This window comes from Shimia abyssi, from assembly GCF_003014475.1.
Classification (GTDB): domain Bacteria; phylum Pseudomonadota; class Alphaproteobacteria; order Rhodobacterales; family Rhodobacteraceae; genus Shimia; species Shimia abyssi.
Genome location: NZ_PYGJ01000018.1, coordinates 42,048 through 60,395, shown reverse-complemented (window position 1 = coordinate 60,395; position 18,348 = coordinate 42,048). Strand labels below are relative to the sequence as shown.

The 18,348-nt window shown below is 56.1% G+C and carries 21 protein-coding genes; 8 read left to right on the top strand and 13 right to left on the bottom strand.

Annotation, left to right across the window (positions count from 1 at the left end; all coding sequences use genetic code 11):
- Positions 1-77 precede the first annotated feature (77 nt).
- Positions 78-530, bottom strand: coding sequence for an iron-sulfur cluster assembly scaffold protein (locus tag CLV88_RS19605; RefSeq protein WP_106610102.1), 453 nt, complete (start codon positions 528-530; stop codon positions 78-80).
- 68 nt (positions 531-598) lie between these two features.
- Here CLV88_RS19605 and hisI point away from each other — a divergent pair, with 68 nt between their 5' ends.
- A complete protein-coding gene (hisI, locus tag CLV88_RS19600) occupies positions 599-958 on the top strand; it encodes a phosphoribosyl-AMP cyclohydrolase (protein WP_106610101.1) in 360 nt (119 codons plus the stop codon).
- A gap of 6 nt (positions 959-964) precedes the next feature.
- Here hisI and gluQRS read toward each other — a convergent pair whose 3' ends face one another.
- From gluQRS to CLV88_RS19575, 4 genes are all read right to left on the bottom strand, one after another.
- The gene (gene gluQRS / locus CLV88_RS19595; protein ID WP_106610100.1) at positions 965-1,807 is read right to left on the bottom strand and encodes a tRNA glutamyl-Q(34) synthetase GluQRS; all 843 of its coding nucleotides are present in this window, start codon (positions 1,805-1,807) and stop codon (positions 965-967) included.
- Positions 1,804-2,415: a class I SAM-dependent DNA methyltransferase gene (locus tag CLV88_RS19590; RefSeq protein ID WP_106610099.1), complete on the bottom strand. Its 612-nt coding sequence runs from the start codon at positions 2,413-2,415 to the stop codon at positions 1,804-1,806. The genes gluQRS and CLV88_RS19590 overlap by 4 nt, the downstream gene beginning before the upstream one ends.
- 37 nt (positions 2,416-2,452) lie before the next feature.
- Positions 2,453-3,796, bottom strand: coding sequence for a methylenetetrahydrofolate--tRNA-(uracil(54)-C(5))-methyltransferase (FADH(2)-oxidizing) TrmFO (trmFO, locus tag CLV88_RS19585; RefSeq protein ID WP_106610098.1), 1,344 nt, complete (start codon positions 3,794-3,796; stop codon positions 2,453-2,455).
- A gap of 540 nt (positions 3,797-4,336) precedes the next feature.
- A complete protein-coding gene (locus tag CLV88_RS19575; RefSeq protein ID WP_106610096.1) occupies positions 4,337-5,122 on the bottom strand; it encodes an enoyl-CoA hydratase in 786 nt (261 codons plus the stop codon).
- Positions 5,123-5,178: 56 nt separating this feature from the next.
- On the opposite strand from CLV88_RS19575, the gene CLV88_RS19570 reads away from it, so the two are divergent.
- The 6 genes from CLV88_RS19570 to CLV88_RS19545 all read left to right on the top strand — a co-directional run bounded on the left by CLV88_RS19570 (position 5,179) and on the right by CLV88_RS19545 (position 9,316).
- Positions 5,179-5,601, top strand: coding sequence for a PaaI family thioesterase (locus CLV88_RS19570; protein ID WP_106610095.1), 423 nt, complete (start codon positions 5,179-5,181; stop codon positions 5,599-5,601).
- Between the two features lie 64 nt (positions 5,602-5,665).
- Positions 5,666-6,646: an SLAC1 anion channel family protein gene (locus CLV88_RS19565; RefSeq protein WP_243403737.1), complete on the top strand. Its 981-nt coding sequence runs from the start codon at positions 5,666-5,668 to the stop codon at positions 6,644-6,646.
- 165 nt (positions 6,647-6,811) lie between these two features.
- Complete coding sequence (gene rplM / locus CLV88_RS19560) at positions 6,812-7,270, top strand: 50S ribosomal protein L13 (RefSeq protein WP_106610094.1); 459 nt, start codon at positions 6,812-6,814, stop codon at positions 7,268-7,270.
- 3 nt (positions 7,271-7,273) lie between these two features.
- Positions 7,274-7,759 carry a 30S ribosomal protein S9 gene (gene rpsI, locus CLV88_RS19555; RefSeq protein WP_106610093.1) on the top strand — a complete coding sequence of 162 codons (486 nt, stop codon included), beginning with the start codon at positions 7,274-7,276 and terminating at the stop codon, positions 7,757-7,759.
- A gap of 136 nt (positions 7,760-7,895) precedes the next feature.
- Positions 7,896-8,264 carry a group I truncated hemoglobin gene (locus CLV88_RS19550; protein ID WP_106610092.1) on the top strand — a complete coding sequence of 123 codons (369 nt, stop codon included), beginning with the start codon at positions 7,896-7,898 and terminating at the stop codon, positions 8,262-8,264.
- Entirely contained in the window at positions 8,261-9,316 is a 1,056-nt protein-coding gene (locus tag CLV88_RS19545) for an adenylate/guanylate cyclase domain-containing protein (RefSeq protein ID WP_106610091.1), read from the top strand. Before CLV88_RS19550 ends, CLV88_RS19545 begins: the two co-directional genes overlap by 4 nt.
- A gap of 4 nt (positions 9,317-9,320) precedes the next feature.
- Here the strand turns inward: CLV88_RS19545 and CLV88_RS19540 are convergent, their stop codons facing one another.
- The 8 genes from CLV88_RS19540 to CLV88_RS19505 all read right to left on the bottom strand — a co-directional run bounded on the left by CLV88_RS19540 (position 9,321) and on the right by CLV88_RS19505 (position 17,260).
- Positions 9,321-10,577, bottom strand: a complete 1,257-nt coding sequence (locus CLV88_RS19540; RefSeq protein WP_106610090.1) for an alpha/beta hydrolase — start codon at positions 10,575-10,577, stop codon at positions 9,321-9,323.
- Positions 10,574-11,191 (bottom strand): TetR/AcrR family transcriptional regulator, encoded by a 618-nt coding sequence (locus CLV88_RS19535; RefSeq protein ID WP_106610089.1) that lies wholly within the window; start codon positions 11,189-11,191, stop codon positions 10,574-10,576. The genes CLV88_RS19540 and CLV88_RS19535 overlap by 4 nt, the downstream gene beginning before the upstream one ends.
- Entirely contained in the window at positions 11,184-12,053 is an 870-nt protein-coding gene (gene ppk2 / locus CLV88_RS19530; RefSeq protein ID WP_106610088.1) for a polyphosphate kinase 2, read from the bottom strand. The genes CLV88_RS19535 and ppk2 overlap by 8 nt, the downstream gene beginning before the upstream one ends.
- Positions 12,054-12,136: 83 nt before the next feature.
- On the bottom strand, positions 12,137-13,060 hold the full coding sequence (metA, locus tag CLV88_RS19525; protein ID WP_106610087.1) for a homoserine O-acetyltransferase MetA: 924 nt from the start codon (positions 13,058-13,060) through the stop codon (positions 12,137-12,139).
- 43 nt (positions 13,061-13,103) lie between these two features.
- Positions 13,104-13,973, bottom strand: a complete 870-nt coding sequence (locus tag CLV88_RS19520; protein ID WP_106610086.1) for an ATPase — start codon at positions 13,971-13,973, stop codon at positions 13,104-13,106.
- A 162-nt stretch (positions 13,974-14,135) separates the two neighbouring features.
- Positions 14,136-15,038 (bottom strand): DMT family transporter, encoded by a 903-nt coding sequence (locus tag CLV88_RS19515; RefSeq protein ID WP_106610085.1) that lies wholly within the window; start codon positions 15,036-15,038, stop codon positions 14,136-14,138.
- A gap of 103 nt (positions 15,039-15,141) precedes the next feature.
- Positions 15,142-16,263, bottom strand: a complete 1,122-nt coding sequence (locus CLV88_RS19510) for an OmpP1/FadL family transporter (RefSeq protein ID WP_106610084.1) — start codon at positions 16,261-16,263, stop codon at positions 15,142-15,144.
- A gap of 124 nt (positions 16,264-16,387) precedes the next feature.
- A complete protein-coding gene (locus tag CLV88_RS19505) occupies positions 16,388-17,260 on the bottom strand; it encodes a DMT family transporter (RefSeq protein ID WP_106610083.1) in 873 nt (290 codons plus the stop codon).
- 283 nt (positions 17,261-17,543) lie between these two features.
- Here CLV88_RS19505 and CLV88_RS19500 point away from each other — a divergent pair, with 283 nt between their 5' ends.
- On the top strand, positions 17,544-18,329 hold the full coding sequence (locus CLV88_RS19500) for a class I SAM-dependent methyltransferase (RefSeq protein ID WP_106610082.1): 786 nt from the start codon (positions 17,544-17,546) through the stop codon (positions 18,327-18,329).
- Positions 18,330-18,348: the final 19 nt, after the last annotated feature.

Here is an 18,348-nt window from a genome sequence, read left to right as displayed (position 1 = left end):
CACGTAAAGACGCACAAAACTTCCGCCGCCTTCCATTTGGAAGTGCGGCGGTTTTTTTTGCTCGCGTGCCAGAGATGTCAGGCGCAGTTGGCCTGTTCGGCCTGTTCCAGTGCCTCGGCGGTGGCGTCAAAGGCGAGCAGGATGGAGGCGTGGCGGTTTTTGTAGTCGCGCGCAGGGCGCAATACTTCGAGACCGTCAAAAGGGGCCGGTGGGGTTGGCCCGTCTTGTTTGAGCATGGCTTTAAGCGCGTCGCGGGCGGTCTCAATCTCAGCGCGTGTGCGCCCAATTGCGCCAGTGCCAACAACCGAGGCCGCAGCCTGACCAAGGGCGCAGGCTTTGACGTCCTGGCCAAAGGCAGTGATCCGACCGTTTTCAACCTTAACGTCGACCGTGACGGTCGAGCCGCACAGCGGCGAGCGTTTCTTGACCGTGGCGTCCGGGTCTTGCAACCTGTCGGTATGCGGGATCGCGGCAGCCAGTTGCAGGATCTGGCCCGAGTAAAGCTTGATCAGGTCGTTTTCGCCGGACATTGTCGGTTTCCTTTGTTCGTCTCTTCCTAGATAGAGAGTGAAAAGCAGGATGCAAAGGGGGCAATGGTATGGGTTTTGATGCAAATTCTCTGACGTATAATGAGGCTGGTCTGGTCCCGGCGATTGCACAGGACGCCGAGACCGGTGAGGTTCTGATGATGGCGTGGATGAACGCCGAAGCGGTGAAGCGCACGCTGGAGAGCGGGCGCGTGACCTATTGGAGCCGTTCGCGCCAATCGTTTTGGATCAAGGGCGAAAGTTCGGGGCACACACAAGAGCTGGTCGATTTCCGGGTGGATTGCGATCAGGATTGCCTGTTGGTGACGGTGAAGCAGATTGGCCCGGCCTGTCACACCAATCGGCGCAGTTGCTTTTATACGGCTGTGCGGAAAGGCGAGGAAGTCGAGCTGATGGCACCAATGGCGTAAACTACGTCAAAGGCCAACCATGCGCCTGATGTCTTTTGGTGTGGCGCCTTCATCACGGAATTTGGCGATGGCGCGGGCGTCGTCGCGTTTGGCAAGGCGTTTGCCCGCATCGTCCCGGATCAGATCGTGGTGGTAATATACGGGCGTAGGCAGGCCGAAAATGTGCTGCAATAGTACGTGGATACGGGTCGACTCAAAAAGGTCTGTGCCGCGGATCACATGTGTCACACCCGTGGCAGCATCATCCAGCACCACCGACAGATGGTACGATGCGGCCATGTTACGGCGCGACAGAACCACGTCACCGATCGATGAGAGCAGATCGTCTTGGGCCAGGTTGTGCGTGCCGGAATTGAGCGGGCCCGTTTCGGTGAACTTGGCGGGCAGGGCAGAGGCGCTGGCGCGGGACATGTTCAACCGTGTGCAGGTTGCCGCATCAGGAGAAAGCGACAAAGCGCGACAGGTTCCGGGGTAGATACGGCCATCCGGGCCAAACTCGGGCACACCTTCTTGGGGGGCGTTGGCGGCATTTTCGATATCGCGGCGGGTGCATTGACATTCAAATGTTAGGCCGCGCCGACGGAGTTGATCGAGTGTGTCTGTATAGGCGCCGAAATGATCCGACTGGCGGCGCACTGGACCGTCCCATTCAATACCGAGCCAAGCCAGATCATCATAGATTTGGCGTTCCCACTGGTCGCGGGCGCGGGATTGATCGAGATCGTCAATCCGCAGCAGAAAACGCCCGCCTGCAGCGCGGGCGCGATCATGCGCCAGTAGTGCGGAATAGGCATGACCAAGGTGAAGCGGGCCGGTTGGCGATGGGGCAAATCTTGTTGTGAAATTCAAGGTTTCTCAATTACATACACGTTGGACTTAATGTCGCGTTGTGGCAGGTGGGCCCCGTGCTCGCGAAACAACAGACGCAGCGCGCCCATATCGAGATACTCATTTAGGCGTGCCTCATATGCCGGGTCTTCCAGCGCGTGATCGTTGAAAGAAAACACCATTAAGGCCCCGCCGGAGAGGAGCTTTGCAAGTGTGTCGAATAAATCCAGCGGCGCAGCTCCTGGTCCAATCACGCCTATAGCGGCGATCGCGGCGTATTCTCCGGGTTTGACCGGCAGCGGCGATGTGGCATCAACTTGGGCGAGGTTGCGGTAGATGTTCTTATTGCGGGCCTGTTCAAGCATTTCGGCCGACAGGTCGAGGCCATCTAACGTTAAGAACCCTTCGGCGCGCAGCGCGAGGCCCGAAAGCCCGGTGCCGCAACCGAAATCGAGAATAGGGGCGGTCTTGTCCTTGGCGTAGGTTGCTAGCGCCTTGGCGCAACGGCCCGGCGTGACGTACCCGTTTTCGGCCACTTCAGCCTCGTAAGTTGCGGCCCAATCGTCGTAGAGGTCACCCACGGTTGCGCCGGTTTTGTCGTAAACGTTGTCGAGAAATTTGCGTGTCATGCGTATATGTTACGCGCAGATGCGCCGGGGCGTCCAGTTAGCTGTAGGTTTCAAGCCAGGATTGCCATTCTCCCTTGGCACGGTCTGTGTAGGCCTTGTAACGATCTTTGCGCCCGCGCCGCCCACCTTTGAGACCGTCGACCGGCTGAAACAGGCCAAAGTTCACGTTCATCGGTTGGAAGGTTTTGGCCTCTGCACCGCCGGTTATGTGGTGAACCAAAGCACCCATGGCTGTGTTGAGCGGGGCAGTTTCCATTGATTTCCCCAGTATCTCGGCGGCAGCAAGGCGACCTGCCAAGAGGCCCATGGCGGCACTTTCAACATACCCCTCGACGCCGGTGACCTGTCCGGCAAAACGGATGTTGGGGCGTGATTTCAGGCGCATCTGGTTGTCCAGCAGGGTGGGCGAGTTGATGAAGGTGTTGCGGTGAATACCGCCAAGGCGGGCAAAGGATGCATTCTCCAAACCGGGGATCATACGGAACACTTCGTTCTGCGCGCCGTATTTCATCTTGGTCTGGAAGCCAACGATATTATACAGCGTCCCCAAGGCGTTATCGCGGCGCAATTGCACAACGGCATAGGCCTTTTCGTCAGGTTTGTGGGCATTGGTCAGGCCGACAGGTTTCATAGGGCCATGGCGCAAAGTTTCGCGGCCACGTTCGGCCATAACCTCGATTGGTAGGCAGCCATCAAAATATCCGGCGGTTTCGCCTTCGTGGAATTCGGTTTTGTCCGCCGCCAAAAGTGCGTCTATAAACGCCTCGTGCTGGTCTTTGGTCATGGGGCAGTTGAGGTAGGCTTTTTGCTCTTCCTCGGTTTCGCCCTTATCATAGCGCGACTGCATCCATGCAATGTCCATGTCGATGCTGTCGGCGTAAACGATTGGGGCGATCGCATCAAAAAAAGCGAGCCGTTCGGCACCGGTCTCAGCCTGAATGGCGGCGCCAAGGCCGGCAGAGGTGAGCGGGCCGGTGGCAATGATCCAATGACCATCGGTGGGCAACTCGGTGATTTCACCGTATTCGACGCGGACGCTGGGCAACGCGAGCAGGGTTTCGGTGACGCTTTGGGCAAAGGGATCGCGATCAACGGCCAGCGCGCCGCCAGCAGGCAGGCGGTGTTTGTCTGCGGTGGCCATGATCAGCCCATTGGCTGCGCGCATTTCCCAGTGCAACAGGCCGACGGCGTTTTGCTCATCGTCGTCCGAGCGAAAGGAATTGGAGCACACCATTTCGGCCAGATGGCCGGTGCGATGCGCAAAGGTTTCAACCTGGGGCCGCATTTCGTGGATTACCACGTTCACGCCCATGTTCGCGGCCTGCCATGCGGCCTCGGATCCGGCCATACCGCCGCCAATAATATGCAATTCCTGTGTCATGAGAGGCGACATAGGACAGGGCGGATGATTTTGAAAGAGGGAACGCGTAAACGGGTCGCTGCGGTCATTGGCGTGGCCAGAGAGAGGTGACCCAGGAGGGACCTTTGCCAGCAGCGACCCGTTGAATGCGAGAATGTCGCAGTCGCTCTGACCTTGTTATCGCATGGCGTCAGGATTTCGCATAGGGGTAATGAGGAAAAACAGGTGTCCCAAAATGGAAACAATTCGAGTGAAATTACGCAAAAATTGTGGAGGTTGGGAAAAAAGAGCGCACGCGAAGTGGCGCGGCTTTCGGCCGGTCGAGGTAAGTATGAACTGACCCGCCAAAAGCGCGCGCAACCCGCGACTGGGCAATGCCCAACGCTGAGCGATTAGGTGCAGCGTGCCATCTTGTGGGTGCACGCCGCGAAAGTTTCGACCGCAGCTGTGGGATGCGCGGCCAAGTAAATCCATCATGCCCGCGTTTTGCGTTTCGAAAAACCGGCAGTTGGGAAAAACACCGTTGCAGTTGAGGAAACGGCGGGCTGCGATCCATGAGGGTTATTGTGACCAGTCCGGATCGCGTTTTTCCAGAAAGGCGCTGATGCCCTCTTCTGTGTCGCGATGCAGCATGTTTTGAACCATTACGTCGCCCGTAAAGGCATAGGCTTGATCGAGCGGCATTTGCAGCTGTTCATAAAATGCCTGTTTGCCAATTTTGACCGCAGCACCGAGTTTGGACGCAACGGTTTGCGCCAACTCGGTGGTGGCGGAGGCTAGTTCCGCCTCGGGCACGGCGCGGTTGATCAGGCCGAGCGACAGAGCGCGGTCGGTATCAATGAATTGCCCGGTCGTCAGCATTTCAAACGCTTGTTTGCGTGGGATATTTCGCGACAGGGCCACCATGGGGGTGGAGCAGAATAGGCCGATATTGACGCCGTTTACGCCAAAACGGGTGCTCTGGGCGGCCACAGCCATGTCGCAGGTCGCGACCAGTTGACACCCGGCGGCGGTGGCGATGCCATGGACCTGTGCGATGACAGGCTGGGGCAGTTTCTGGATGGTCTGCATCATGGTGGCGCAACGATCAAATAGGTCTTTGAAATACGTCTTGCCGCCATCGGGCGCTTGCCGTCCTGAGGTCATTTGTTTGAGGTCATGGCCGGCGCAAAATGCTTTGCCTTCTCCTGAAAGGATAATCGCCCGGATAGATGTATCGCCCGCCAATGCGTCAAATTGCGACTGAAGTTCCGCAAGCATTTCATCGGACAAGGCATTCAGCCGGGCAGGGGCGTTCATTTTCAGGTGAGCGACGGCATTTGTGTCGCGACGTTCCAACAATTCCATCTTGCTCTCCATTGGCTTTGAGGGGAGCTTAACGAGGACCAGTCGGGAGGGAAAGTATGCAGGCAGTGATGAGTGTCGCCGAGATGAACGCCTTTATGGACGAGGTTTTTCCGCAGGTCAGCGGCGAGTTCGAAGTGGAACACATGGACGGCTACGAGACCGTCATGCGGCGCAGGGTCAAAGAGAGTGATCTGCGGCCGGGTGGCACGGTGTCCGGACCTACGATGTTTGGGCTTGCCGATGTGACGGCCTATGTGGCGACAATGGCATGTATCGGCCGCGAGGCACTAACCGTGACTACAAACTGTTCGATGGATTTTATGCGCAAGCCCTCAGCAGATCGTGATTTGATTGCACGCGCGCGAATGCTCAAATTGGGCCGGACAATGTCGGTGACAGATATTTTGATCTATTCCGAGGGCGATGAGGCGCCGGTGGCGCGTGCCAATATGACCTATTCTATCCCGCCTAAAAGGTGATGGCGGGCCCCCTAAAGTAGCGTTGTGGGTGACGTTGCCTGAAATGTGAGCGAGGACGAACCCCGTGCAGAAGGCCGCAACCGAGGACCATACAACGGGCTGGCTGGCCCATTTTCCCGTGCCAATGTTCGCCACGGTGATGGGCGTGATGGGATTTGCATTAGCGCTTCAAAATACGGCAGATGTTTTTCCGGCCTTCAAAGGCGCATCTTGGGGTGTCTTAACTCTGGGTGTTGTGATGTTCATGGTTTTGGCGTTGATCTATCTGATAAAATGCCTGCGCCATGCAGAGGCTGTGATGGCGGAGTGGCAGACACCGGCTAAGCAGGCGTTCTTTCCGGCGATTTCGATATCAATGCTGTTGATTTCGACCGGGCTGTTGCCCATTGCGCCGGGATTGGCACGGCTGATCTGGTGGGGGGCAGCCGGGTTGCAGGTTGTCTTGACGCTGAGCGTGGTATCGGCATGGATCAGCCATCGTAGCTTTGAAGTGGGGCAACTGACCCCAGCGTGGTTTATTCCACCTGTGGGAAATGTGATTGCCACGATCGCGGGGGCGCAGTTGGGGTATTTTGAGCTGTCCTGGTTGTTCTTTTCGGTCGGGCTGGTGTTTTGGATGATTCTGTTGGCGCTGGTGTTCAACCGGCTGATTTTTCACGATCCGATTCCGGGCAAGCTGTTGCCGACGTTGGTGATACTTGTGGCACCCCCGGCGTTGGGGTTCATCGCCTATTTGTCGCTGACCGGGCACGTTGATGGGTTTGCACGGTTTCTGATCAATGTTGGATATGGCTTTGCCGCGTTGGTTGTTGTGCAGGTACCCAAATTTCGACGGCTTCCATTTGCGTTGCCATGGTGGGCGCTGAGTTTTCCAGTCGCTGCGCTAACCGTGGCGTCCTTTCAATTTGCGGCGACGGTTGGGTCGGTCGGGCACCTTTGGGTCGCCATTGGATTGCTGGGTGTGCTGAGTATGATCATGGTTGGGCTAACCATTCGGACAGTGATTGCGCTGGTGCGGGGCGAAATTTGTGTTCCTGAGGGATGATTTTTGTGGGGTATTTTAATACCTAAATTATAAGTCATTGATTTTGTATATTTAATATGGGAATTGTGCGCTTGACGTGACATGCACCTGCTTTATAACCCGCCCATCGAATTCTGGTGAGCCGGAAATTTCGGCAAACCTGTCAACCAATCTGGAAGACCTACTATGAAAACCTTTTCTGCTACTCCGGCAGACATCGAGAAAAAGTGGATCATCATCGACGCCGAAGGCGTGGTGCTGGGCCGTTTGGCATCGATCGTCGCCATGCGCCTGCGCGGCAAGCACAAGGCAACCTTTACCCCGCACATGGACACTGGTGACAATGTCATCGTGATCAACGCGGACAAAATCCAGCTGACCGGCAAGAAGCGCGAAGAAAACTTCTACTGGCACACTGGCCACCCTGGCGGGATCAAGTCGCGCACCAAGCAACAGATCCTGGACGGCGCGCACCCTGAGCGTGTTGTGACCAAAGCTGTTCAGCGTATGCTGCCCGGCAACCGTCTGTCGCGCAAGCAGATGACCAATCTGCGCGTTTACGCCGGAGCCGAGCATCCGCACGAGGCGCAAGCGCCAGAAGTGCTGGATGTTAAATCCATGAACAAAAAGAACACCCGGAGCTAATCAATGGCTGATCAAATCAACTCGCTTGAAGAGCTGAACGCCGTTGCCGGTGAAGAAGCTGTAGTCGAAGTGGCCGCCCCGCGTGAGCCAGTTCGTGACGAATTTGGCCGTTCTTACGCCACAGGCAAGCGTAAAGACGCTGTTGCCCGTGTCTGGATCAAACCCGGTTCGGGTAAGGTCACCGTGAATGGTAAAGACCAGGACAAGTATTTTGCACGTCCCGTGCTTCAGCTGATCTTGCGCCAGCCTATGCAGGTTGCCGGTGTCGAAGGAGAATTCGACGTGGTTGCCACGGTCAAGGGCGGTGGTCTCACCGGTCAGGCCGGCGCGGTCAAACACGGTATCTCTAAAGCATTGCAGCTTTATGAGCCCTCCTTGCGTGGCGCTCTGAAGGCCGCTGGCTTCCTGACCCGCGACAGCCGCGTTGTGGAACGTAAGAAATACGGTAAGCGCAAAGCGCGTCGTTCGTTCCAGTTCTCGAAGCGTTAATCGCCGCGGAATATGTTTCAAACCTCGCCTCCTTTCGGTGGCGGGGTTTTTTGTTTTAGATCCATTTTTTTGAGTTTCTTGATTTGCGTCGCGGTTCCGGCGTACGGTTGGACCAGTCATTTTATGAGGTCCGACAATGAGTGGGACACTTTTTGAGAAATACGGCGGTTTTAAAACCGTCAGCCGCATTGTCATGACATTCTATGACATGGTGCTGGATGATGATGCTGTTGGGCACGTCTTTGAAAATACAGATATGGCCAAACTGGTCGATCATCAGACCAAGTTTGTTGCGTCGCTTCTTGGGGGGCCTGCGTCATTCAGTGATGAAAGGTTAGAGCAGGTCCACGCGCATCTGGGCATTTCGCATTCCGATTTCGACATTGTCGCTGGATTGCTGGGAGACGCATTGGCGGAGCATGGAATGGAACCTGCTGACATTCGCGCAGTGGCGCAAACCGTTGAAACCAAAAGAACACTTGTCGTGGCCAGAGACGCCGCATGAGCATTGCGGCGATAAATGAACGCCTTTTGCGCTCAATTGGCGTGGGTGTGGCGATCCTGCGGTTCTCGGATCTGAAGTTCTATTATGTGAACCCGGCATTCGAGGACTGGTTTGGCGACCCCGTTACAAGCGAAGTCATAACAGGCATTATCGAAGACATTCGCGATGAAGCCCGGAGCGCATTGCGCGAAAATGGATCCTTTGCGGGGGAAGTTCGCATCAAGCCTAAGCGACGCACCCTTGTGATTGCGCTGTCTTTGACACTGACAGAAGTCGACGGCGAAGAAATGATTGTTGCGGAATGTCAGAACATTACCCGGATGCGTGAACTGGAGCAGATGATCGACACGTATTCGACAATGGTTGAACGCAACACGCGAGAGTTAGAGCGCGAGAAGGAGCGGGTCGAAAAGCTATTGCTGAACCTGATGCCCCGCTCGGTTTACGAAGAATTCAAGACGTTTGGGGTGGTGACACCCCAGCTTTACAAAAACGTTTCGGTGGTGATGCTTGATTTTGTCGGCTTCACAGCTTTTGCCGAAAAGACCGATCCAACGGTCACATTGTCAGAGTTGAATGACATTTTTACCGCGTTCGACCGTATCACAGAGCAATTTGGATGTGAGCGGATCAAGACGATAGGTGATGCATATCTTGGCGTGTCAGGCATGCCAGAGGCTGCGCCGGACCATGCAACCGTGGTTGCCAATTGCGCGATCCGCTTTTTGCGCTATCTGGAACGCCGCAATCAAAGCCATCAATACAAGTGGGAAGCACGCATAGGGTTGGGCACTGGTGCGGTTGTTGGTTCGGTCGTGGGTATTCAGAAATACGTCTATGACGTATTTGGCCCAGCCGTGAATATGGCCGCGCGGTTGCAGGTGGCGGCCAAGCCAATGCAAATTGTCGCGCCGGAATCGATGAAATTCGATCTGATCGATGCGTTTCAGATTAGCGATCTGGGTGCACATGACATCAAGGGCTTGGGCGAAATGCCGTTGATTTCAGTATCCGGTCACATGCCAACATCCAGCCCGACAACGCGGTTCTGATGCGTTACCTGGCCTGAAGTCGTTGCGGGTAATCCTCTGGAAAATGCCACGCCGCTTCGCCCGCTAGACGCACCAGACCACGCTCTTGAGGCATTTCTCCGGTTAACAGGGTCAGGAAAATGTCGCTGCTGGCCCAAGGGGACGAACGGAAGTACCAGTGACCGTTGCCCAATGACGCACCTTCAGCTTCTGTAACGTCGATCAGGGCCAGTTTATCGATGGCGGCCAGCCGTTCGGCAAAGGGGCGGGTGTCTTCTGTCAATTCTGAAAACTGACCAAGACGGTTTTCGCCAAACACGATGCGGGAAATGGCCAGCGCGCTGTCGCTGGCGGACATGTAGATTGACAGTTGGTCAAGGCTGTCCAGCAGCCCATCGGCAATGGCTTCGGTGAAATAGTGGCGATCCAGATCACTGCCGATCAGGATCACTTGGCCAAGCTTGGCTCGGCTCTGGCCGGATTTAGACAGCAAAGCAATCTGGTAAGCGGCCTCAAACGTCAGGCGGGACCCGGCGCTGTAGCCAATCAGATGCACACGCGACACGTTGGTCTGGGTCGAGAGAAACTCGATCAACCCGCGCAGATTGCGGCGAGTGGCGTCAGCAGTCTCGAGGTCGCGCAGATAGGCAAATCGGTTTGGCGTGGCAGGCCAGTTATAGCTCACAAAGGCGCCCTGATAGCCGAGGTAATGCTGGAGTTCTTTGGCGGCGAGAGTGGGGTATGCGAAATCGACGTTGTAGCCGTGAATATAGATATAGGCATCACGGCTGTTTGAGCGGGCGAGTTGCTGATTGATCTGGGTGCGGAACGCGGCGCTGGCAGTGTCGAACGTCTGTTGATCAGGCTGCTCGACAAGCGGGTTGGGGGTGGCAACGTCAATGGGACCAATTTCGGTCACTTCAGACACGGTAAGGGTGCGTTTCTGATCGCGTTTGGATGCCGTTGTAATGTCGCGCAGCTCTTGCCAGCTGTCGATTGGTGGGTCCATGGCAACTTTGGCAGTGCCAACGCGCAATGTGACACCGCGGCGGTTGGCGTAGAACTCCGCCTTGTCCTCGGGCCCGGATGGCGCGCGATCGGTGGCGTAAAAGAGGTTGCTTTGGGTCTCGAGCTCGCGCCCGGAGCGGTCTTTGAACGGGTCGAGCGTGCCGTTGGTATAGGCCAGCGGGGATGGCATCAGATCAATTTCATTATACTGCTTTTCGCCGCAGGCCGAGAGCGTGAGCAACGTAATGGCGGTGAGGAAAACAGGTTTTATCATGAATCCGGTGAGATAAGCCCCAGCCCGCGAAGGTAGACGCCAATACCGCTTTCCAAGAGGTCTTCTGGAGGAAAGGGGGATTGGGTGCCGGGGGAGTTTCTGGCAAAAAGTTCAACGACGCCATGGCTCATCGCCCAGATATGGGCGGAGAACATGCTGGCCGGAGGGCGTTTTTCGGGTGGAATATGTTGGCTGAGTTCGGCGGCGGCGCGTTCCATCACACCGCGCGCACGCGCTGCGACGTCGGCCAGCTCTGGTGTGCGGTTGACGGAAATGCCGCTTTCGAACATGGCGATGTAATGGCCCGGATACCGGCGGGCAAAGGCGAGATAGGCGCGTCCCGTTGCCTCAAAGGAGGCCAAGGCAGAGGGCTGGCCCTTGTCATAGGCAAATTGCATCAGGTCAGCAAAAATGTCATAGCCCTGTCGCGCGGCCTCGGCGATGAGGTCTTCGCGACCCTCAAAGTGACGATAGACAGCGGCCGGGGTGACGCCGGCCTGTTTTGCAGCCTCAGACAAGGTAAAGCCAGTCGGGCCTTTGGCCTCGATCAGCTTCAGCGCCGCCTCGACCAAGGCTTGGCGCAGGTTGCCGTGATGATAGCCGCGTTTAGGCATTCCAGATTTCGGGGCCTCCGCAGACTGAGGGGTCAATCTGACCAATCGCCTTTTCGTCCTTGCCGTCGTACTCCAGCCCGTGCAGCACAGTACGCATCGCGTTGAGGCGGGCGCGGCGTTTGTCATCGGAGCGCACAATTGTCCAAGGGGCAGCGGGGGTGTGACTGCGGGAAAGGGTTTCCCGAATTGCGTAGGTGTACGGCCCCCAACGTTTCAATCCTTCAACGTCAATCCAGCTGAGTTTCCATTGCTTGAGTGGATCTCGCTCACGGCTGAGAAAGCGGCGCAATTGTTCGGCGCGGCCAACGTTCATCCAGAATTTGAAGAGGTAAATGCCGTCATTGACCAGAGTCTCCTCAAACGGGGAGACCTGATGGAAAAAGCGCGCCCGCTGATCATCATCGCAAAAGCCAAAAACTTTTTCGACAACGCCACGATTATACCACGAGCGGTCATAGAAGACCATCTCGCCACCTGATGGCAAGTGATCAACGTAGCGCTGGAAATACCATTGTGTCTGCTCCGCCTCAGTGGGTTTTGAAAGCGCAACGACCCGAGCTCCACGAGGATTAAGGTTTTCGCGGAAACGTTTGATAGTACCGCCTTTTCCGGCGGCGTCACGACCTTCAAAGACAATTGCGACACGCGCGTTTGTCGCCTTGACCCAATATTGTGCCTTGACCAGTTCGATCTGAATGGCGCGCAGTTCAGCCTCGTATGCCTTACGATTTAAACGCTCGGAATGGGGAAAGGACGGGTCGAGAATATCTTTCTTGTCCGCCCGCGTTATCGCATTGCGGATATCTGCGGGCGCCTCGTTCTGGGCATAGGCGCTTATGGCGCCGTCAAAAGGCAACTCCATGAAACCTCTCCGTTTTTTGACACTATGGACGGGCCGGGGCGCGAGTGCAATCCAAGCTTGGAGCCAGATTGCGCCGAGCGCACTCAGGTTCCGATTTGCGTCATGTCATACGGCGTGGTTTCGTAAACCTCGGTAATCCAGTTGCCATAGAGTAGGTGCGCATGGCTGCGCCAACGATTTTGCGGCGGTTGGCTGGGGTCATCGTTCGGGTAGTAATGCGACGGTACGTTGATCGGCGTTCCGCTGGCAACGTCGCGGTCGTATTCCTGTTTGAGCGTGTCGCTGTCATACTCGAAGTGATTGAAGATATAGAGCGCCCGGTGCTCGGGATCTTCGATCAAGCAAGGGCCAACCTCATCGCTGGCGATCAAAGTCTTAAGCGCCGGAACGGCATCAATTTCATTCTGACGCATTTCTGTCCAGCGACTGACAGGGATCAGCAGATCATCTGAGAATCCGCGTAGGTAGTGGCTGGCTGGATCCATGTTACGTTGGCGATAACAGCCAAACGCCTTGTGATCCAGAATGTGTTTTTTGACACCATGGAAGTAGTTGATCATTGCCATGCCACCCCAGCACACGCCAAAGGTGGAGTGTACATGTGTCTGAGTCCAATCCATAACTTCGATCAGCTCGTCCCAATAAGTGACGTCTTCAAACGGCATATGTTCGATCGGGGCGCCGGTGATGATCAGGCCGTCAAACTTTTCACCTGATGCTTTTACATCTGAGAATGGGCGATAAAACTCGGCCATATGTTCGGCGGCGGTGTTGCGCGTTTTGTGCTCACTCATGCGGATCAGCGAGAGCTCGATCTGGATCGCGGTCGCGCCAATCAGGCGGGCGAACTGATTCTCGGTCTGGATCTTTTTGGGCATCAGGTTCAGGAGCCCAATGCGCAGCGGGCGAATGTCCTGACGGGCGGCCTGATCATCGGCCATGACCATGACGCCTTCGCGCGAGAGCACGTCAAAGGCAGGCAGGTCAGATGGCAGTTTGATAGGCATGACAGGGTCTTTCGATTGGTGTTTTTTTCAGTAGGAGCGATAGTTATGCGCTTGTGGCGCGGGCCTCAAGGGCATCGGCGATCAAGCAATTGAAATCATCGGTTGATTTGAGCTGTGCGACGTCCTGGGCGGACACGGTGACGCCCCAGTTTGACATGGCACGATAGCGGGGTTGGCGATGGGCCAGAGCCTGAGAATAGGTCCAGCGCACAAAGGCATCCGGGTTGACGTCTCCCTCGGACAGATTGTTCTCTGACAGGTATGTTTCCCACCGGTCCGTCAGAAATTCTGGCATGTAATACATAGGCTTAGGCGCGCGATCAAAACGACGAACAAGTTCGTCTGTGTGCTCGTCGGAGCCCTCAATCCAGACCATCAACGTGCTTTGGGAAAGCGCGCAAAGTACAGGATCGTTGGGGTCGGTTGGATCGACCACTTCGCAAATTGATCCGCCGGTGTCGCACACGAAATTGTCATAGCCATAAAGCGCATTTGCTCGGTCTATGAATTGTGGCGTGTCCAGCAGGGCGGCGGTTTCGGCGCTGTGGTGCTGGTCTTGTCGGCGCAGGTATTCGGAGAAGCCCAAACCGCCGAGATCGGGGTTGCCGGGTTTGCCGAGGTAGGTTGAGAGGGGGGCGAGATTGTTGAAGGTGATGTTGGAGCCGATATAGATCGAATCCGTCAACAATAGCTCGCGCAAGAAGGGGACTTTCATCGCCTCGCGTTTGGCATTATCGGCGATATGTTCGCCCATGTAACGGGTACCAATGCGGTAGTCGACCGAGTAGTGAAACCAATCACCACTGTCGCGCAACATATTGGCAACATGCGTTTTTCCCAGCCCGGACATGCCGAACAGCAGCACTTTCTTTTGCGGTGCGTCGCGCCAGGCCTGCGCGGATGCATAGATCATCTTGCCCGTTCCTTTCGATTGTTCAGACGTGGTAGCGGGCGGGGCGCAGGCGGTCAAACTGTTTGCGAAGGTGTGGGGGTGGCGCGCCTGATTGGTGGCGTAATGCAACGTCGGTATTACGTCGGTATTGCGTCTGTATCCCGTCGGTGCGGATCGAAGTGCTTAGCGGGCACGAAACAGGCGCCCGTCGATAATAAGCAAGCCAACCCCGAGCAGTGCGAACCCGGCCAAAGCGGATGGGCGCAGCGTTTCGCCCAGCACCAATGCGCCCAAGAGGATGGCCACCGGTGGGATCAGCAACGTCACCAACATCAGGTTGCCGCTGCCAGCGCTGGCGAGCAGGCGGTAATAGAGCAGGTAAGCTCCGGCTGTTGCGACAAGAGATGCGAACCCGATGGCACCCCAAGTGACAGGGGCAAGGGACAAGGTGAGCGGCCCCTCGAGGATCCATGCCAGGGGCAGGGTTACTAAAGTGGACGCTGTCAACATTCCGGCGGCTGACATTATTGGCGAGAGCCCCTGCATGGTCTTGCGCGCCCAAACACTTGCAAGCGCATAGCTGATTGTGGCGATGATTGCGGCGAGTTGGGCGATGGAGCGTAGATCAAACGACGTCAGCGCACCCCATCCAATAGCCGTAGAGACACCAAGAAAACCAAACAATACCCCGATCAGTTTTCGCGCGCTGAGCTGTTCATCCGCAAAAAACAAACCTGCAAAAAGCACACCAAAAATGGCGGTCGCCGCGTTGAAAATCGAGGTGAGGCCGCTTTGGATATACAATTGAGCCCAGTTTAACAACGCAAAGGGCAGGACGTTGTTGAGCAGCCCCATAACCAAAAGCGCCCCCCAGATGCGCGGGTCGCGCGGTACGTTCAAGCGCAGTGCAAGAACAAGGATCCAAAGCGCAAGTGCCGCCCAACCGGTACGATGGGCGACCAGCGTCAAGACGCCAATTTCGTTCAGCGCCAAGCGACTGGCCAGAAAGATGCCGCCCCAAATCAGGGCAAGAAGCGAGAGTTCTGCCCATGATCGGGGGGATATGGTTTTTTGTGCAGGTGCCATGGGGCCGGTTTAGCGCGCTTGGGAGCGTGCGAGCACTCCGTTTCTTGCGCAAAGAAAAACCCCGCCCAAATGGACGGGGTTTTGCGTGGACTGAATGAGGCTATTAGGCCGGGTTTTTGTCGAAATGATAGGTGATCTGGAAACCGGCCGCCCAACCGGAGTTGCCGTTGAACGTTCCACCCGGATTGCCGCCGACATTTGTGACCGCATCGCCAATGTCGATGTAACGCACACCGGCGGAGTATTGCACGTTTTTGTTCGTGTAGGTTCCGCCAACGCCAAGGCTCCAGAAACCGTCAGTGGGACCAAGGTTTGAAACGAGGTTACCTTCGGATTGTTCATACCCTAGTTGGATAGCGCCCGAGAACGACTCATTAAAGCGGTGGCCGACACCAAGCGTGTAGGTGATGACATCGTCATCATAGCTGACCAGAGATCCGCCGGTTGCACCAAGGTATACTGGTGGAGTGTAGTCAAAATCTGACCAGTTCACCCAGCGCACTGTACCAAAGACTAATGTGTTCGGCGCAACGCCTGTTTGGAAATCAAGGTTCACGGATTGTGGTGTGGCAATCCCAACCGGGCTTGTTACGTTTGTGCCCAGCGAGTTGGTTTCGGTCGCCTGCAGGGAATGCTTGATCTTTGAGTTGTAAGTCAGCGAGACGCGCGCGGCAATTTCAGGTTTTTCCCATGAGGCACCAAGCAGGTAGCCAAAATCTGTCGGGCTGTCAGACTGCACGTTGTAGCCAGCCACGGCGGGCACATTTACGGAGGTGTCAACATTCTGAATGCGCAGACCACCGTAGACGCTGAACCCGTTGTTCAGCTTCTGCCGCAGGATCGCGGTGAGCGCCTGTGCCTCGGCTTCGGCAGTGAGATTATTCGGAGTACCGGGGTTTACCGGATCAATGCTGAGACGATAGCCGCTGTCATAATTTACATGCGCGCCAAAGGGGCGGTCGTAGATCAGGGCGAAATCGAGCGTTTCAGTGAAAGCTGTCTTAAAGCTGAGCTGAGGCAATCCGTAGGCTTCACCAACATCACCGGAATTGGTGCCTGCAAAAGTGCCTGTTACGCTTGGGTCAACATAGCTATAGCCGAATTGGGCAACCGTGCCCTCTTCGAAAATGATGTTGATACCTTGTCCTGAGCGATCAAGCCCGCCTGCGTAGGATGCTCCTCCAACCATCGCTAAGGCGCTGGCTCCCATAAGCATTTTTTTCATGTTATCCGTCCCGTAGGTTCGTGAGTGGTGTTTCGTGCCGTTTTTTATTGCTGTTTTGCTTTATTTTCGCGCACCATTCGTTTCGTCAACGTTAACCCAAGGTGAGCTAATTTGTAACCTTGCGTCATTTTGACATAGGCGTGTGTTGGCTTTGGGACACAATGTTTAGGTAGTTGCCTCCAAGAATCAGGGACGCGCCAATGGCGAGCCAGATGTCGATGCTTTCATTGTAAAACAAGGCTCCGACAAGAGCGATGAGAGGCAGGCGCACAAAATCCATCGGGACAACGATGGTGGCGGGTGCAAGCTGTAGCGCAGTTGTCAAACAGAAATGAGCCAACAAGCCAGCGCAACCGATCAGCACCAACCAGGGTGCGGTGCTGGCCGAAGGAAGCGCAATGTCACCGTCGAACCCGGCGCAGATCACCCCAAAGGCTGCCTGCATTACGGTTAAGTAAAAAAGGATACAGGTGATGCTTTCCGTGCGCGTGAGCCGCTTGGTCAATGTGATTGAGAGTGCAAAACCAATTGCGGATATCGCCGCTGCGAGCAGGCCAGCGTTCAACGGAACCGCGCCGGGGCGGGCAACAAACAGGATGCCAATAAAGCCGATCACCGCAGCGAGGACACGCGGGGTCGTCAGTTTTTCCCCAAGAAGAAACGGTGAGAAGGCCAGCACCCAGAGTGGCGAAGTGAATTCGAGGGCAAAGACCTGTGCCAGCGGAATCACGGTGATTGCATAGAACCAAAGGTTCTGGCCCGAGAAATGGGCAATGTTGCGCAACAGATGCGTGCCCAGATCGCGACGTGTGACCTGGGTCAAGGTACCTGAGAGCGCGGCAATTGTGACCACGATGACAATGCCAACGAACGAGCGGTACATCATGATCTCGAACGTATCGAGCGAAATGGACACCGCGCGCCCGGCCACGGCCATGGACGTGAACGAGACAATAGCGCCGGTCATCCAGAGTGCGGCCTTAAGAGTGTCGTTCATCTGGATTGCCTGTGGTTGGAGCGCCTGATGGCAACGTGAGTACCTGATGGCGAATTGCTTGGCGAGGTGAGATTTTTTTGAATGTTTCAGAAAATGAAATTTCCGTTGATCACGAGTGGTTTACCGGGGCCGCTCGCGGTTAGTGAACTTCGTGTGAGAATGCATTTCACTTGGTTGCCAGTCGGGTGCGCGGGCCCTTTTCTTAAGACAGAGACGCGGATGCAAGCGGTGTCCGACCCCGAAATTCGGGGGATAAGGCCGGCGATTTGTGAAGGGAAAAGGCATGGAAATGAAGCAGGTTTGCGCGGGAGAGAAGGCGGCCCCTTATGGGGATTACGTGGGCCGCCTTTTGGCGCTGAGAGAGAGCCAGAGTGAGGAGGCGTCGGCGGCGGATCAGTTGCTGATGCTGCGCGATGCGGCACTGGCGCGACCAAATGGGATATTTCTGGAACTGGGCACATGGCACGGACAAGCGACCAAGGTTATGCTTAATGCGCTGAGCGGAGCGCCGGGCAAGCTGGTGTCGGTGGACATTGAGGATTGCCGACATGCGGGTGAGGGGCCCAACTGGCAGTTTGTGCAGTGCGACAGCAAAGATGCCACCGCGATCGTGGCAGAGGCACCGGTATTGGCCCAAGGGATTGATCTGGTTTACGTCGACGGGTTGCACACGGTTGCGCAGGTTCATGCGGAGATAAATGCGTGGTTCCCTTATGTGAAACCGGGTGGCCAGATCGTGTTCGATGATGTGGATCCGGTGCCGTATATGTTTGGTCATCGCAAGGACAGCGCGCGCAAGGAAATGACCAACCGGGCCTTGGGACAACTGGTAAGCGATTTGTTCTATGACAATCTGGACAGTCTGCGCATGGAGATGAAGATGGGGTCGACCGGTCTGGCGATCTGGACCAAGACGTCCGGGTTGGGCGCGGGGTTGCGTCCGTATCAGCCGCTGACGGCGCAACGGACCAACCGCGCCCTTGCGGACCTGCATGACGAGGTGCGCGGTCACACGGAATATAAACACCGCGACGCGAACGGCGCGACGATGATTCCGCTGGAACGGTAAAGCTCAAACTTTATTAAGC

Coding starts and splice junctions, on each gene's coding strand:
- CLV88_RS19540 (WP_106610090.1), bottom strand. CDS start 10,577: ATGATAAAACCTGTTTTCCTCACCGCCATTACGTTGCTCACGCTCTCG.
- CLV88_RS19570 (WP_106610095.1), top strand. CDS start 5,179: ATGCAGGCAGTGATGAGTGTCGCCGAGATGAACGCCTTTATGGACGAG.
- ppk2 (WP_106610088.1), bottom strand. CDS start 12,053: ATGGAGTTGCCTTTTGACGGCGCCATAAGCGCCTATGCCCAGAACGAG.
- CLV88_RS19500 (WP_106610082.1), top strand. CDS start 17,544: ATGGAAATGAAGCAGGTTTGCGCGGGAGAGAAGGCGGCCCCTTATGGG.
- CLV88_RS19505 (WP_106610083.1), bottom strand. CDS start 17,260: ATGAACGACACTCTTAAGGCCGCACTCTGGATGACCGGCGCTATTGTC.
- CLV88_RS19515 (WP_106610085.1), bottom strand. CDS start 15,038: ATGGCACCTGCACAAAAAACCATATCCCCCCGATCATGGGCAGAACTC.
- rpsI (WP_106610093.1), top strand. CDS start 7,274: ATGGCTGATCAAATCAACTCGCTTGAAGAGCTGAACGCCGTTGCCGGT.
- CLV88_RS19575 (WP_106610096.1), bottom strand. CDS start 5,122: ATGGAATTGTTGGAACGTCGCGACACAAATGCCGTCGCTCACCTGAAA.
- CLV88_RS19535 (WP_106610089.1), bottom strand. CDS start 11,191: ATGCCTAAACGCGGCTATCATCACGGCAACCTGCGCCAAGCCTTGGTC.
- rplM (WP_106610094.1), top strand. CDS start 6,812: ATGAAAACCTTTTCTGCTACTCCGGCAGACATCGAGAAAAAGTGGATC.
- CLV88_RS19520 (WP_106610086.1), bottom strand. CDS start 13,973: ATGATCTATGCATCCGCGCAGGCCTGGCGCGACGCACCGCAAAAGAAA.
- metA (WP_106610087.1), bottom strand. CDS start 13,060: ATGCCTATCAAACTGCCATCTGACCTGCCTGCCTTTGACGTGCTCTCG.
- CLV88_RS19590 (WP_106610099.1), bottom strand. CDS start 2,415: ATGACACGCAAATTTCTCGACAACGTTTACGACAAAACCGGCGCAACC.
- CLV88_RS19605 (WP_106610102.1), bottom strand. CDS start 530: ATGTCCGGCGAAAACGACCTGATCAAGCTTTACTCGGGCCAGATCCTG.
- hisI (WP_106610101.1), top strand. CDS start 599: ATGGGTTTTGATGCAAATTCTCTGACGTATAATGAGGCTGGTCTGGTC.
- CLV88_RS19550 (WP_106610092.1), top strand. CDS start 7,896: ATGAGTGGGACACTTTTTGAGAAATACGGCGGTTTTAAAACCGTCAGC.
- CLV88_RS19545 (WP_106610091.1), top strand. CDS start 8,261: ATGAGCATTGCGGCGATAAATGAACGCCTTTTGCGCTCAATTGGCGTG.
- trmFO (WP_106610098.1), bottom strand. CDS start 3,796: ATGACACAGGAATTGCATATTATTGGCGGCGGTATGGCCGGATCCGAG.
- CLV88_RS19510 (WP_106610084.1), bottom strand. CDS start 16,263: ATGAAAAAAATGCTTATGGGAGCCAGCGCCTTAGCGATGGTTGGAGGA.